Source organism: Saccharibacillus sp. CPCC 101409 (genome assembly GCF_030518235.1).
Lineage (GTDB): Bacteria > Bacillota > Bacilli > Paenibacillales > Paenibacillaceae > Saccharibacillus.
Window position 1 is genome coordinate 24,282 of the sequence record NZ_JAULSA010000005.1, and the last position, 15,103, is coordinate 39,384.

Annotated in this window: 13 protein-coding genes; all 13 read right to left on the bottom strand. The window is 58.1% G+C overall.

All coding sequences use genetic code 11. The features are described 5' to 3' along the window. Nucleotides 1–31: 31 nt before the first annotated feature. The 13 genes from QWJ34_RS12680 to rny all read right to left on the bottom strand — a co-directional run bounded on the left by QWJ34_RS12680 (nt 32) and on the right by rny (nt 14,971). Complete coding sequence (locus tag QWJ34_RS12680) at nt 32–1,030, bottom strand: acrylyl-CoA reductase family protein (protein WP_302728262.1); 999 nt, start codon at nt 1,028–1,030, stop codon at nt 32–34. Nucleotides 1,031–1,221: 191 nt separating this feature from the next. Next, on the bottom strand, nt 1,222–3,528 hold the full coding sequence (locus QWJ34_RS12685) for a thiamine pyrophosphate-dependent enzyme (RefSeq protein ID WP_302728263.1): 2,307 nt from the start codon (nt 3,526–3,528) through the stop codon (nt 1,222–1,224). 30 nt (nt 3,529–3,558) lie between these two features. Next, nucleotides 3,559–4,557 carry a 2-oxoacid:acceptor oxidoreductase family protein gene (locus QWJ34_RS12690; protein WP_302728265.1) on the bottom strand — a complete coding sequence of 333 codons (999 nt, stop codon included), beginning with the start codon at nt 4,555–4,557 and terminating at the stop codon, nt 3,559–3,561. A gap of 210 nt (nt 4,558–4,767) precedes the next feature. Continuing rightward, the gene (locus QWJ34_RS12695) at nt 4,768–6,234 is read right to left on the bottom strand and encodes a nicotinate phosphoribosyltransferase (protein ID WP_302728266.1); all 1,467 of its coding nucleotides are present in this window, start codon (nt 6,232–6,234) and stop codon (nt 4,768–4,770) included. Nucleotides 6,235–6,383: 149 nt separating this feature from the next. Beyond that, nucleotides 6,384–6,923, bottom strand: coding sequence for a cysteine hydrolase family protein (locus QWJ34_RS12700; RefSeq protein WP_302728267.1), 540 nt, complete (start codon nt 6,921–6,923; stop codon nt 6,384–6,386). A 14-nt stretch (nt 6,924–6,937) separates the two neighbouring features. Beyond that, nucleotides 6,938–7,711, bottom strand: a complete 774-nt coding sequence (locus QWJ34_RS12705; protein WP_302728268.1) for an NUDIX domain-containing protein — start codon at nt 7,709–7,711, stop codon at nt 6,938–6,940. An 80-nt stretch (nt 7,712–7,791) separates the two neighbouring features. Further along, nucleotides 7,792–8,871, bottom strand: a complete 1,080-nt coding sequence (locus tag QWJ34_RS12710; RefSeq protein ID WP_302728269.1) for a GNAT family N-acetyltransferase — start codon at nt 8,869–8,871, stop codon at nt 7,792–7,794. A 113-nt stretch (nt 8,872–8,984) separates the two neighbouring features. Beyond that, nucleotides 8,985–9,434, bottom strand: a complete 450-nt coding sequence (locus QWJ34_RS12715) for a YlbF/YmcA family competence regulator (protein ID WP_302728270.1) — start codon at nt 9,432–9,434, stop codon at nt 8,985–8,987. Nucleotides 9,435–9,489: 55 nt separating this feature from the next. Next, nucleotides 9,490–11,040, bottom strand: a complete 1,551-nt coding sequence (gene miaB, locus QWJ34_RS12720) for a tRNA (N6-isopentenyl adenosine(37)-C2)-methylthiotransferase MiaB (RefSeq protein WP_302728272.1) — start codon at nt 11,038–11,040, stop codon at nt 9,490–9,492. Between the two features lie 231 nt (nt 11,041–11,271). After that, nucleotides 11,272–11,844, bottom strand: coding sequence for a phosphate propanoyltransferase (gene pduL / locus QWJ34_RS12725; RefSeq protein ID WP_302728274.1), 573 nt, complete (start codon nt 11,842–11,844; stop codon nt 11,272–11,274). Between the two features lie 222 nt (nt 11,845–12,066). Next, nucleotides 12,067–12,327, bottom strand: a complete 261-nt coding sequence (locus tag QWJ34_RS12730; protein WP_018974962.1) for a stage V sporulation protein S — start codon at nt 12,325–12,327, stop codon at nt 12,067–12,069. Nucleotides 12,328–12,505: 178 nt separating this feature from the next. After that, nucleotides 12,506–13,303 carry a TIGR00282 family metallophosphoesterase gene (locus tag QWJ34_RS12735; RefSeq protein ID WP_302728278.1) on the bottom strand — a complete coding sequence of 266 codons (798 nt, stop codon included), beginning with the start codon at nt 13,301–13,303 and terminating at the stop codon, nt 12,506–12,508. 123 nt (nt 13,304–13,426) lie between these two features. Next, the gene (rny, locus tag QWJ34_RS12740) at nt 13,427–14,971 is read right to left on the bottom strand and encodes a ribonuclease Y (protein WP_483314267.1); all 1,545 of its coding nucleotides are present in this window, start codon (nt 14,969–14,971) and stop codon (nt 13,427–13,429) included. Between the last annotated feature and the right edge of the window lie 132 nt (nt 14,972–15,103).

Here is a 15,103-nt window from a genome sequence, read left to right on the forward strand (position 1 = left end):
CGGACCGCAAGGCTTTCGGACTCCGGAGGCGTTAACGGCCGACCCGCACCAGTTGGCGGCCGACCGCGCGGCCTTCCAGGATGCGGCTCAGCGCATCGGGAAGCTGTTCCAGGCCAAGTTCGCTCACGGCCTGCTCGAATACGGCATCCGGCTTCCAATCCGAAGCGAGCTTGTTCCAGATCTCCAATCGCAGCGGCAGCGGACACTGCACGGAATCGATACCGGCCAGCGTTACGCCGCGCAGAATAAACGGATGGACGCTGGTGCCGAAGTCTCCGCCGCCCGTCAGGCCGGACAGGGCCAGCACGCCGCGATAGCGGATCGCTTTGAGCCGCTCGCCGGTACCCGCGCCGCCGACCGGGTCGACGATCGCGGACCAGAGCCCTTTGCCGAGCGGCCCTTTGGACGGGGCCTGCGCTTCTTCGCGCGAAATGGTATGCGCCGCGCCCAGTTTCTTCAGCAGCTCCCACTCCCGCTCTTTGCCGCTGCTCGCCGTCACTTCAAAGCCGAGCTTCGCCAGAATCGCGACAGCGACGCTGCCGACGCCGCCCGTGGCGCCGGTCACAAGCACCGGACCGTCTGCCGGCGTGACGCCCGCGCCGAGAATCGCTTCCACCGACATGCCGGCCGTAAAGCCGGCTGTGCCGATAATCATCGCTTCCCGCGCAGTCAAGCTTTCCGGCAGCTTGATCAGCCAGTCGGCCGGCACGCGCGCCAGCTCGCTGTAACCGCCGAAATGCGATACGCCCAGGCCGTAACCGGTGCACAGCACCCCATCGCCCGCCGCAAAGCGCTCGTCGTCGGAAGCGACGACTTCGCCGGCCAGATCGATCCCGGGAATAAACGGATATTCCCGGACGATCCGGCTTTCTTTGACGCTGGCGAGTCCGTCTTTGTAATTGACGTCCGAGTAATGCACGCGGACAAGCACCTCGCCCTGCGGCAGATCTTCCGTTCCGATCTGTTTGACGGAGCCGCTTACCTTTCCGTCATTCTCCTCCAGCCAAAACGCGCGGAATTGTTCACTCATGCCGTTTCTCCTCCCATGCTTCTTTTTCGTTGCTTCTCGTTCATTCCCCGATCCCGACCGGGTTTCCCTGTCCATCGTACTCCAATCGCTTTTCCGATGCCAGTCCGGGGCGGCGCAGCAAAGGCGGCCGGAAACTCCCGGCCGCCTGCAATCGGTATGGAAAACGCGGATCGACTGCGTGTACTCCCGATTTACAGATCGGGATGTTCGTGCTTCGCTTTCAACCGGTTCCAGCGGCGTTCGACTTCCTGCTCGAACGCGCGCAGCGCTTCTTCGTTCTCCGGCTTCAGCAGATGGCGGGTCTTGCCCATCCGTTTCAGCCAGTCCGACGCCGGCACTTTTTTGTTTTTCTCTTCCGGATTGTACGTCAGGCTGGTAATGCCGCGTTCCACTTCGTACAGCGGGAAGAAGTTCGAATTCACGGCGGCGTCGACGATCACCGCGCCCTGATCGTCCGGGGACAACCAGTTCAGCGGGCAGGCGATCAGAATCTTGCCGTAGACCAGTCCTTCGTTCTGTGCGTACCACTGCGCTTTGGCCGCTTTCTTCACCAGATCCTGAGGGAACGCTTCGCTGCCGGTAAACACGTAAGGAATACCGGTCGCCGCCATAATCTGAGCGGTGTCTTTGTGGTGGAACGATTTGCCCTGCTGCGCTTTGCCGACGCCCGACGTCGAAGTGCGGTGGCCGAGCGGCGTGGAATACGAAAGCTGCGCGCCGGTATTCATATAGCCTTCGTTATCGTATTCGACGATAATCATGCGGTGGCCTCTCAGCGCGGCGCCGATGGCCGGCCCCATGCCGATATCCATGCCGCCGTCGCCCGTGACCATGACGAAGGTAAAGTCTTCCTGCAGTCCCATGCCTTCGAACTCGCCGCGGCGTTTGCGTTCCCAGAACATTTCGACCAGGCCCGACAGCGTCGCCGCTCCGTTCTGGAACAGATTGTGCAGATACGTCGCTTTGTGCGAAGAATGCGGATAACCGGTTGTCGTCACCATCGCGCAGCCGGTATGGAACAGCGTCACGATATCGCCTTCGATGCCTTTGAAGAACAATTCGAGGCCGGAGAAAATGCCGCAGCCCGGGCACGCGCCGTGTCCCGGCGCCAGACGCTTCGGTTTCTTGGTCAGCGAGCGCAGCGGCGGAATCTTGACCGCCAGCTTGCCCGTTTCCGCATTCGGCGTCACGGTAATCAGCCCGGTCTTCAGGTCGTCGAAGTTCAGCGGCTTGAGCAGGCGCTGCGGCGCTTTGGCCGGATTGCCCGGCGTGTGGCCGTAGAAGTCGAACGGCACCGGAACCGCGCTTTGCCGCGCCGCTTCGAGCGCCAGCTCGAAGAAGTGCCGGCCGTCTTCGGCGTTGAATTCTTTGCCGCCGAGTCCATATACGCGGCCAACGACCTGCGTATCGCGGTTGCCGTGCGTGAACAGCGCGGCTTTGATCTCGTTCAGCATGTTGCCGCCGTGCGCGCCGCAGGAATCGGCGCGGTCGCCGACCGTGATCGCGCGAACGTGTTTCAGCGCTTCGGCGATCCGGCGCTGCGGGAACGGACGGATCATATTCGGCGCGATCGAACCGGCTTTGATCCCCTGCGAACGCAGTTCGTCCACAACGTCTTTGATCGTCTCGGACGCGGAGTTCATCACGAACACCGCGACTTCGGCGTCTTCCATCCGGTACTGATCGAGCACCGGATATTCGCGGCCGGTCAGTTCTTTGTATTCCCCCGCGATGCGTTCGAATACGGCTTCGGCTCCGTACATCGCCTGCGACATCTGGTAGCGGTTGTTGATATAGTCGGCTTCGTTCATGTAAGGTCCGATCGTGACCGGATGTTCGCGGTCGAGCGCGTTCAGGAAGCCTTCCGGCGGCTTCTCGCCGACGAAGGCCATTACGTCCGAACGTTCTTCGATCGTCTGCACGCGGCGCTTCTGGTGCGACGTGAAGTAGCCGTCGTAAGCGACCATGACCGGCAGGCGCACTTCCGGGTCCTCGGCCAGCTTGAGCGCGATCAGGTTCATATCGTAGACCGCCTGAGGATCGCGGCACATCAGAATCGGCCAGCCGGTATTCAAAGCGAAGTACAGGTCGGAATGGTCGCCGTGGATATTGAGCGGGCCCGAGACCGAGCGGCAGACCAGGTTGAGCACCATCGGGAAACGCGTGCCGGACTGCACGGGCATCTGCTCCAGCATGTACAAATAGCCCTGCGCGCTGGTCGCGTTGAAGACGCGGCCGCCGCCGGTCGAAGCGCCGTAGCAGATGCCCGCCGAGCTGTGCTCGCCGTCGGAAGGCACAAGCCGGATACCGTGCTTGCCTTCCGTTTTCATCAGATCCAGATGCTGCGCCACTTCGGTCGAAGGCGAGATCGGGAAATAACCCATGATATGATAGTCGATCTGGTGCGCGGCGTAAGCGGCCATTTCGTTGCCCGATTCATAGACCATGCGCTGCTTGACGCGGCCCGGACGGACTTCTTTGGAATAATCGATTGCCATTGTTTTTTCTTCCTTTCCGGTCGTCTATGATCAGGCGTTGACGAAATCGAAACGCTGCGGCACGCGGTGCGAAGCGGCGTAACCTTCTTGTTCGAGCATGCGCGACAGCGAATCGGTCGGACACGCTTCGACGCATTTCAGACAGCCTTTGCAGTATTGATAATCGATACCCTGCAGCACCATCTGCATCCGGCCGCGCTTGTCCGGCTGTTCTTCCCAGACGAAGCATAGGTCCGGGCAGGCCGTATCGCACTGCGCGCAGTTGATGCAGGAAGCTTGATCGAACGCCGGCAGCATGCCCGAACGCGAAATACTCAGATCTTTGAGCAGCGTGCTGCCCGGCGTCACGACCATCCCGCCCGCAGGCTGATTCAGATAGCCGAGCACGCTTTCGTTCGCCGCGACCGGCGCTTCGGCGGCCGGCAGACCGGAAACATCGAGGAATTCGACTTCCGTATATCCGCGCTCGAACGCTCTGACGGCCAGTTCGACCGCCTGCGGATACTTCTTGCCGAGCGATTTGGCGATGACGTCTTTCATAAATTCCGGGTCCAGGAATCCGCACAGGCGGAACAGTCCGCCGAGCATCGCCATATTGACTTTGTTTTTTTCTTCCATCGCAATGCGGGTCGCGTCGAGCACGGCGATCATGCAGCCGGCCAGGCCCGTTTCTTCCTGAAGCCGCTGAGCGCCGCGCGCGGAGTTCACCAGCACGATGCCGCCCGGCCGAACGCCCGACGCCGCCCCCGATTTCAGCAGCGCTTCATGAAAAATACCGATCACATGCGGATGTGCGATCGGCGATGTATCGCGAATCGGCGTACCCATCTCGCAGAAACGGATATGCGCCTTGACCGGCGATCCTTTTTTCTCCGAGCCGTACGACGAGAAACTGACTCCGTCCATTCCTGCTCCGACAATCCCGGCTTCGGCCAGCATCTTGCCGGCCAGGTTCGCTCCGAGTCCCCCGATCGACTCCAAACGGATTTCAAAAAAGCCGAGTCCGTTCACTTCAGGCAGTATTGCCACACTTGTTCCCCCTCCGTATTTTATTTTAAATTTAACAATTTACATGCAGTGTCACTGTAACAAATATCACAATTGTTTTCGCGGCAGCTATCCGGATTTGTTCGCCAGGCGGGTTCTCCCGCCCCAATCCGGCCCGCGGACGCGCGACAAAAAGCGGAGTTCCCGGGGGAACTCCGCTTGCTTTTTCAATCCGACATAACGCTTGGCCGCTTAATTCTCCTGCGGTTCTTCCGTCTCTTCCATATACTTGTCGATCAGGCTCTGCTTGAGGTTCCAGGCTTTCTCGCTGATATTGACGCGATAAATTTCCGGATTCAGCTTGCGCAGGTACTGCGGCCAGAACAGATCGAGCTGGGAGGCGTGATAGTCGCGCACTTCGTCCAGGGTGGGCAACTCGTACACCAGTTTTCCGTTTTCGAATACCGGCACCAGCATGCTTTCGGCTTCGTAATTCTTCACATAGCGGCGGATATACGTGTGCAGCGGATTGAACAGCTTGAGCCGCTGGCCCGTGCGCGGTTCGTCCTCGTCCGTGAAGCACAGATAGTCCGCCACCGCTTTGCCCGTTCCTTTGTCGATAATGCGGTAAATGTCTTTTTTGCCCGGCGTGGTTACTTTTTCCGGATTGGCCGAGATCTTGATCGTCGGCTGCATCGTTCCGTCCACTTCGCGCTCTACCAGCTTGTACACGCCGCCCAGCGAAGGCTGGTCGTGCGCCGTAATCAGCTGCGTGCCCACGCCCCAGATATCGATGCGCGCGTCCTGCGTTTTCAGCTCGGTAATCGTGTTCTCGTCCAGGTCGTTGGAAGCGACGATCTTGACGTAATCCAGGCCGGCTTCGTCCAGCATCTTGCGCGCTTCGATCGACAGATACGCGAGGTCCCCGCTGTCCAGCCGGATCGAGTTTAGCCGTTTGCCGCGCTCTTCCAGCTTCTTCGCGGTACGAATCGCGTTCGGCACCCCGCTGCGCAGCGTATCGAACGTATCGACGAGCAGCGTCGAGCCGTCCGGCAGCACTTCGGCGTATTTATCGAAAGCTTCCTGTTCGCTCGTGAAACTTTGCACCCAGGAATGCGCGTGCGTGCCTTTGGTCGGAATGCCGAAGCGTTTGCCGGCCATCATATTGGAGGTCGCGTGGAAACCGGAGACGTAAGCCGCCCGCGCTCCCCATACCGCAGCGTCCGCTTCCTGCGCGCGCCGCGTGCCGAATTCCAGCAGCGTATCGCCGTCGGCCGCCTGCTTGATACGCGCCGCTTTGGTCGCGATCAGCGTCTGGAAGTTCATGAAGTTGAGCAGCGCCGTCTCGACAAGCTGGGCTTCGAAAATGGTGCCTTCCACCCGCACAAGCGGCTCGTTGGGGAAAACGATCGCGCCTTCGCGCATCGAATGAATATCGCCCGTGAAACGGAACGTGCGCAGTTCTTCGAGGAAACGCGGATCGTAATTCTCTTCCTGCTCGGACAGATAGCGGATATCGTCTTCATGGAAACGCAGGTTCGATACGTAGTTGGCAATCCGCTCCAACCCCGCGTAAACCGCATAGCCGTTGCCGAACGGAAGCGAACGGAAGTAAGCTTCGAACACCGCCCGGTGCTTGTGCGTTCCGTTTGCCCAGTGGGCGTACATCATATTGATTTGATATTTGTCGGTATGTAAAGCCATTCCTGACGTCTCCATACTGTCTCCTCCTCCATTGCGGCAGCAAAAAATCGGCTGTACTCGCCTTGTGCGTCCGCACAGCCGACCGGTAATTCCGTTTTTGACCCGCGCTTTTGCATTCATCCTATTGTATTTGGACCAAGCGGCCAAGCTTCAAACAAGCTTGTTCAGCTCGATACGACCTGCGCGCCCAGACTGCCGGTAAAATGGCCGAGCGCCCACTGATGTCCCTGAGCGTTAAAGCTCGCCACCGCGTCTTCGTGCACCACGATCTTGAAGCCCAGGTTGTAAGCGTCGACCGCGGTGTGCAGCACGCAGATATCGGTGCAAACGCCGATCAGATGCACTTCCAGGATACCGCGTTCGCGCAGACGGAGGGCCAGGTCGGTTCCGGCAAAAGCGCTGTAGCGCGTTTTGTCCATCCACACGATCGACGCCTTCCGGCTCTCGTACGCGTCTTTGAGTCTCCCGTACAGCTCCCGGCCCTTCGTGCCGCGAATATTGTGCGGCGGAAACAAAGCCGTCTCGGGATGATACGGATCGCCTTCTTCGTGCAGATCGACCGCCATCACCGTATACTCGCCCGCGTCCGCAAAACTTTCGGTCAGCCGGACGATGCGGTCTTCGATCGCGATGCCGGGCTCGCCCACGGGCAGGCTTCCGTCCACAAAATCGTTCGTATAATCGATCACTATCAAAGCTTTCATCGCGATTCCTCCTGTCAGGAATAGATCGACAGCCGCGGCACATTGTCCAGGAAACGGTACAGCTGGGCCGGCCGCTGCGAATACTGATTGGAGCTGACGGGCTGGCCCTGTTCGTCGCGGACTTCTTCGAGAATGCCTTTGCGGCTCCGGGTGGACGTAATCTTGCGGATAAAGTTCGGCTCTTCGAAGTCCGGCACGACCGCTTTGATCACCTGGTACAGTTCGCTCAGCGTAAAAGCCTGCGGCAAAAACTTGCGCGCGATCGTCGTCTGGAGCATCTTCTCCTGGATGCGCCGATAAGCGTCCTCGATAATATTGCGGTGGTCGAAGCCCAGATCCAGTTCGTCGAGCGCTTCTTCGATCGTGAACAATCCCACTTCTTCGGCATCGTCGGCAGCCTGGCGCTTCTCCAGCACTTCTTCTTCGACCAGCGCGAAGAAAGCGTGGGAAATGATCCAGCCCCGCGGGTCCCGGCCCGGCTGGCTGTAAACGCTCAGGTACTCCAGATGGCGGCCGACTACGCCCGTTTCTTCTTTCAGTTCGCGCATTGCCGTCTCATAGAGCGATTCGTCGTCGCGCGAGAAGCCGCCGGGCAGCGCCCACTTGCCGGCAAACGGCCAGGCGCGGCGCCGGATCAGCATCACGCGCAGCTCGCGCAGCGGAAGCGTCTTGGTCACGGTCTTGCGCTCCCGCTTGGTCAGGGTAAACATGACGATATCGGCCGGCGCCCCGTCCGGCGTCCGGTACTTCTTCGCGTCGTACTTGGTTTGTTCGTCTCGTTCGTTCATCGGCACCACCATCGCAGCATGTAATATAAAACGGGTCATTCAAGTTTCGAATATGATATTATCATTATGACACACTCGATTTATTTGTCAACCCCGCGCTGCCGGATTATCCGCAGGTCGCAGCCCATCTGATACAGATCGACCGGTTCGCCTTCCACGATCAGCGCTCCGCGCATGATGCCTTCCAGCTGGAAGCCCAGCGAACGGTACAGCCGGTAAGCGCGCTGATTCGGCGCCTGCACCGTCAGTTCCGCGCGCAGCACATGGCGCCGCGCCGCCCAATCGAACATCTCTTGAAACATCCGGCGGCCGAGTCCGCGCCCGGTATAGGCTTCGAGGATGCCGATCACGATATACACCGTATGCTGGTTGCGCCTGACTTTGCCGCCCATGGCTTCGAGGTAACCGACCACCTCGCCGCCGGATTCCGCCACAAGCAGCAGCGAATTAGCGCTGCGCAGCATCGCGCGAACCTGTTCGAGCTGTTCGCCTTCCGTAAGTCGGCGCTCCCCCGACTCGTACAGCATGGAAGTCGTTTCGCGGTCGAGCCGCTTCTTCATCGCCGCAAGCGGCCGGCTGTCGCGCAGTTCGACCCGGCGGATTTCGGCGCCGCCGAAGCGCTCCGCCTCGCGGGCTTCGGCCGAAGAGTGCGAACCGCTTCGCGAAGGCGAAGAGTCTGCCGCCGAAGGCGGCAGCCATTCCAGCATCACCCGGTCCCGGCGCGGGATTCCTCCGCTCCCTGTCCTTAGTCCGGTCGCCGCGTAATAATCCGGCTCCACGGCAATCAGCCGAAAGCCCGCCCGCTGGTAATCGTTCAGCCGGCCGAGTTCCCAACTGCCGGCATAAGCGGTTAGCCGGCGGATGCCGGAGCGCTCCGCTTCCGCGCGCACTTCTTCCAGCAGCCGGATCAGCGGCGAGACTCCCGGCGCTTCGCCGGAATCGCAGGACGGATCGGCGGCCGCGTTGACTACCTCCGCTTCTTCGGCGCCCAGCCGCAAGCAGCCGAGCAAAGCCAGGCAGCGGCCGTCCTGGCGAAGCGTCCACCACTCGGCTTCGTTCAGATACGTTTCGATTCGCCACCCGAGCGGATCGCCCGCGCGCAGCAGCTCCTCCGGCAGCGCCGAAGCATCGGGCTCGCGCGCGATGAATTCGTTTGGCATCGCCTGATCCTCTCCCCTGTGTCTTTGCGTGCTTTCAAAGCCTGACGGCGTTTCCGGTTAAGGAAAAGGCGCGGCCAGGTTCGTCCGCGCCTTCCCGGCTTCCACCGCTATGTTCAACCGCAGGACGAAGGCGGGCTGTCCGCGCCTTTTTCCACGGTAATCTTCTCGGAAACGGTGTCGTGAATCGCCGAAATCACCATTTGCAGCAGATCGTTGATCTCGACCTGTCCCTGCTGGTAATCGGCCACGATCGGAATGCCGTCCAGTTCTTCCTGCAGCTGCCGCAGCTCTTCTTCGATCATGGACGCCATTTTAACGTTTTTCATCGCTTCGAACGCCACGATTTCTTTTTGCTTCTTTTTGATCGTGGAGATCAGCGTTTGAATCCGTTCGTGTCCCTGGATCTGGCGCTCCGCCTGCTGGAACGTCCGCACTTCCTCGCTAAAAGAAATCTGTCCGGCCAGCTCGCGGGTCTTGCGCAAAATATCTTCCCGGCTGTAGAGGGGGAGCGCCGCTCCGGCCGCTCCAATCCCGTTCGATCTTTCTGTTTCGCCGTGCTGCATCGTAACCCCTCCTTTATGTTGTATTGCTATTTTTCGTTTGTCCGGCGTTTCCCGTTCAGCCCGCAAAAACCGGGGTTTCGACCAGGTCGCCTTTAACGTACCAGCTTTTTGCATCGTTAATCTTGACCTGCACGAATGTGCCGACAAGCTCCGGACCGCCTTCGAAATGCACCAGCTTGTTGCCGCGCGTGCGTCCGGCCAGGACGGAAGCGTTGTTCTTGCTTTCGCCTTCGACCAGCACTTCGACGGTCCGTCCCGTAAGCGCCTCGTTGCCTCTACGGCTCTGCTCTTTGATCAGCGCGTTCAGCGCCGCCAGACGCCGCTTCTTGACTTCCATCGGGATGTCGTCCGCCATCGAAGCGGCCGGCGTTCCTTCGCGCGGCGAGTAGATAAACGTATACGCCGAATCGTAGCCGACTTCGCGCACAAGCGACAGCGTTTCTTCGAACTGTTCGTCGCTTTCGCCGGGGAAACCGACGATAATATCCGTGGTCAGCACCGCGTCCGGCACGACTTTGCGAATCTTCGCCGCCAGTTCCAGATAATGCTCGCGCGTATATTTGCGGCTCATTTTTTTCAACACGGCGCTGCTGCCCGACTGCACCGGCAGGTGGATATGCTCGACCAGATTGCCGCCGCCGCCCAGCACCTGTATCAGACGATCGTCGAAGTCGCGCGGATGCGACGTCGTAAACCGGACGCGCGGGACGTCGATCTTCGACATATCTTCCATCAGATCGCCGAAGCGATAATCGAGATCTTCAAAGTCTTTGCCGTAAGCATTGACGTTCTGCCCTAGCAGCGTAATCTCTTTGAAGCCCTGGCGGGCCAGCTCGCGCACTTCCGCGATCACGTCTTCCGGACGCCGGCTGCGCTCTTTGCCCCGCGTATAAGGCACGATGCAGTAGGTGCAGAATTTGTCGCAGCCGTACATGATATTGACCCAGGCCCGCATGCCTTCGCGTTTCTTGGGCAGGTTCTCGATAATGTCGCCTTCTTTGGACCACACCTCGACCACCATTTCTTTGCCGAACACCGCTTCGCGGATCAGATGCGGCAGACGATGCACATTGTGCGTACCGAAGATCATATCGACAAATCCGTGCTTTTGCAGAATCCGATTGACGACGCCTTCTTCCTGGGACATACAACCGCATACGCCGATCATCAGCCCCGGACGTTCCGTTTTGAGCACTTTCAAATGCCCCAGTTCGCCGAATACCCGGTCTTCCGCATTCTCTCGGATCGCGCACGTATTCAGCAGGATGATATCCGCTTGCGTACGGTCTTCGGTGCCGGTATACCCCATCTGCTCCAACAGTCCCTTGATCGTTTCGGAATCGTGCTCGTTCATCTGGCAGCCGTAAGTCTGAACGTGGTACCGCTTGCCTTCGCCGAAGTTTTCCATATCCTCGGGAATCGAAAAATCGGTATGCACGGCGATGCTTTCTTTGCCCCGGCGTTTGCCTTCGCGATAATCCGGCTGCGACTTGATCTGGATCTCGCGGCCGTTGATGCGCACCCTTGTACTTTCTTCGTCTTCGCTTAATATTTTGGCATTCGAAAAGTCGAAATATTTGGAATAGTCTTTGGTATTGTTCGTCATCGCTTAACCACCCTTAGCACTCAATCTGTACCGCCGATGCGTTTCGATCCGGCCGCCCTGTACCCGCTTTTATTATCTTATACGGTAAAAAATTATATCATACTGTTCCGCTTCGTTCCATTTCTTTTCCACTCCCGGGGATTCCGCGTCAAAAGCGCAAAAAACGGAACCGCCCCGAAGGACGATTCCGTTTGCTTATCCAAGGCGTCGATCGCTAACGAATCGAACGAATCAGTCGATGATTTCGGCTGTGTCGCCGGTCTTCGCCAGTACGGCGTTCGCTTCGTCGGTGTCGATATGCATATCGAGCGCGAACGAATCGGAGACGCGGGCGATGACATTTTCGAACACGACGCCGCGATCGCCGCCGAAGCGGACTTTCAGCAGCTGCTTGTCCTGGATATTCCACTTTTCGGCATCGGACGTATGGAAGTGAATATGGCGAGCGGCTACGATTACGCCTTCTTCGATGGTCACTTCGCCGGCCGGTCCTTTGATTGTGATGCCCGGCGTGCCTTCCGTTTTGCCGGATTCGCGTACCGGAGCTTTAACGCCCAGGGCGAACGAATCGGTTTGCGAGATTTCCAGTTGAGTCGAAGGACGAACCGGACCCAGGATGCGAACTTTAGGGAACGTGCCTTTGGAACCGATCACTTCAACCGTTTCGTTCGCGGCGAATTGGCCCGGCTGCGACAAAGGTTTCATTTCGGTAAGTTGGTATCCTTGTCCAAACAATTTTTCAACATGTTCCTGGGAGAGATGGATGTGACGTGCGGACACGCCGACAGATACGATTTTGCTCATTTGCGAGTCACTCCTCTTCATTGTCTCTATCCTGATTTGCGTCGATCACTATCGAATATTTTTAAAAATACCCGCGCATTTCCTATTATACACCTTCACCGTCAAAAAAAAAGGACTGTCACAACCCGGTCACCATTACAGCGGAAAAAGACGATTTCGCGCCGCCCCAGCGGCCTGCAAAATCGTCTTTTTCCCATCCCCTCTATGCTCTTCCAGGCTCCACTACCTCGGTTCCACAATTAACTTGATAGCCGTTCGTTCCTCTCCGTCGATCACCACATCGGTGAAAGCCGGAATGCAGATCAGATCGACTCCTCCGGGCGCTACGAATCCTCTGGCAATAGCGACTGCTTTGACCGCTTGGTTAAGCGCTCCCGCCCCGATCGCCTGAAGCTCGGCGGCTCCTTGCTCGCGTAGAACTCCTGCAAGCGCGCCGGCAACGGAATTGGGGTTCGACTTGGCAGAAACTTTTAATACATCCATGAGCAGGTACCTCCCTGGGAAGAAGTAGTAAACGGTAGTGCGGCGTTGTACAGGAAGAAGCAGTGAAATAGATGCTTATGTCAATATATACTCCTGTTATGATTCGCGCTAAACGTTCAAATTCCTTCTTTTTCGGGGGAAGCCGACAAAATATAAGATATATTTCCGAGCCTGCTGTCTATTCCATGCGCCATTCGTCTTCCATCATACGAATTTTCTCGATTTTCTTGGCTCTGCCGTCGGCTTCGTCGATCTCGACATAAACCGCGTGGAAATGCCATTTGCCGTCTTCGTCCACGTTAAAGCGCGACGGAAGCTGGGTGCGGAAACGGTACAATACGCCTTCCTGCTGCATGCCGAGAATGCCGTCGCGCGGCCCGACCATGCCGGCATCGGTCAGATAAGCCGTCCCGCCCGGCAGGATGCGGTCGTCGTTGCTCTGCACATGCGTATGCGTGCCGACGACAAGCGAAGCGCGTCCGTCCAGATGCCAGCCCATCGCGATCTTCTCCGAGGTGGCTTCGGCGTGGAAATCGACGAGGATGCAGCTGTATTTGCGGCGCAGCTCGTCGACGATCTCGTCGGCGGCGCGGAACGGGCAGTCGATCGCCGGCAGAAACGTGCGTCCCTGCAAATTGACGAGAGCCAGCTCTTTGCCTCCCGCCTTGATTACCGTATAACCGCGTCCCGGCGTTCCGGGCGGAAAGTTCGCCGGCCGGACCATGCGCGGCTCGTCGTCGATAAACTCGAAAATTTCTTTGTTGTCCCAGGTATGATTGCCCATCGTAATGCCGTGAATGCCCTGTTCGAACAGCTGTCTGGCGATGCTGTGCGTAATACCGCGGCCGGAAGCCGCATTTTCCGCGTTGGCGATCACGATATGCGGGTTGTATTTCGATTTCAGGTAAGGCAGCGACTCTTTGACGGCCCGGCGGCCCGGACTGCCGACGATATCGCCGATAAAGATCAGTTTCATGGTTTTCTCTCCTTCTGTTGCGCAAGCCTTTGCAGCGAAAATGCTTTACGCTGCGCGCTGCAATACACGAAGAAACGGCCGCTCCGTCCCGTGAAGGAAAAGCAGCCGTTTCTTCGTGATCCGTTACTTTGCGTATTCGACCGCCCGCGTTTCGCGAATGACGGTAACTTTGATATGTCCCGGATAATCGAGTTCGTTCTCGATCTTCTTGGTGATGTCCCGAGCCAGTTTGAAGCTTTCGGCATCGCCGACACGATCGGGCTGAACCATAACGCGAACTTCCCGTCCCGCCTGGATCGCAAACGACTTTTCGACGCCTTCGAACGACTCGGAAATCTCTTCCAGCTTTTCGAGTCTGCGAATATACGTTTCGAGCGTTTCGCGCCGCGCTCCCGGTCTCGCCGCGGACAAAGCGTCCGCCGCTCCAACCAGCATCGCGATAATCGAAGTGGCTTCGACATCGCCGTGGTGCGAAGCGATACTGTTGATGACAACCGGATGCTCTTTGTACTTTTTAGCCAGTTCCACGCCGATTTCGACATGGGAACCTTCCACTTCGTGGTCGAGCGCTTTGCCGATATCGTGCAGCAAACCCGCGCGTCTCGCCAGAACAACGTCCTGTCCGAGTTCTCCGGCCATCAGGCCGGCCAGGTAAGCGACTTCCATCGAGTGCTTGAGCACATTCTGTCCGTAGCTGGTACGGAAGCGCAGACGGCCCAGGATCTTGATCAGATCCGGGTGCAGCCCGTGCGCTCCGACTTCGAACGTCGCCTGTTCGCCGTACTCGCGAATCCGTTCGTCGACTTCCTTGCGCGATTTTTCGACCATTTCCTCGATCCGCGCCGGGTGGATGCGTCCGTCGGCAACCAGCTTCTCAAGCGCCGTACGGGCAATCTCGCGGCGGATCGGATCGAAACCGGACAGGATAACCGCTTCCGGCGTATCGTCGATGATCAGGTCGATCCCGGTCAGCGTCTCCAGCGCGCGGATGTTGCGTCCTTCGCGGCCGATGATCCGGCCTTTCATTTCTTCGTTCGGCAGAGTGACAACGGATACCGTCGTCTCGGCCACATGATCGGCGGCGCAGCGCTGAATCGAGAGCGAGATAATCTCCCGGGCTTTGCGGTCCGCTTCTTCCTTGGCCTGCGTCTCGATGTCTTTCATCATTTGTGCGGCTTCGTGGCGCGTTTCCTGCTCCACGCTGCTCAAGATGATGCTTCTTGCGTCGTCGGTGGTCAGGTTGGAAATGCGTTCCAACTCGGCCAACTGCTGCGCAAGCGTTTTTTCGATCTGCTGTTTCGTTTCTTCAATGCGTTTCTCTTTGTTAGCCACCTGTTCTTCTTTACGTTCAAGCGATTCCAATTTTTTATCCAGCGACTCTTCTTTCTGCAACAATCGTCTCTCTAGTCGTTGATTTTCATTCCGACGTTCACGAATGTCTTTTTCAGCTTCGGTTCTGATCCGGTGCACTTCGTCTTTGGCTTCCAGAACCGTTTCTTTTTTCAGTGCTTCCGCGTCTTTTTTCGCATTTTGTACGATTTGTTCCGCGGCCTGTTCCGCACTGGAAATCTTAGCTTCAGCAAGAGATTTGCGAATAAAATATCCGATCGCGAACCCTAAGAATAAGGCTACGACTGCAACGAGAATCGCGACCCAGAAATCCATCATTTCTGCTCACCTCCTCGTTGGTTCCTCCAAGGTATTCCTCGGGATAAAGCCATTTGGTTTTCATACCCTCATTCGTCCATTCAAGGAGCGGCGGCAGCCGTTCCCATAAGGCAAGACGGTTAAAAGCGAACC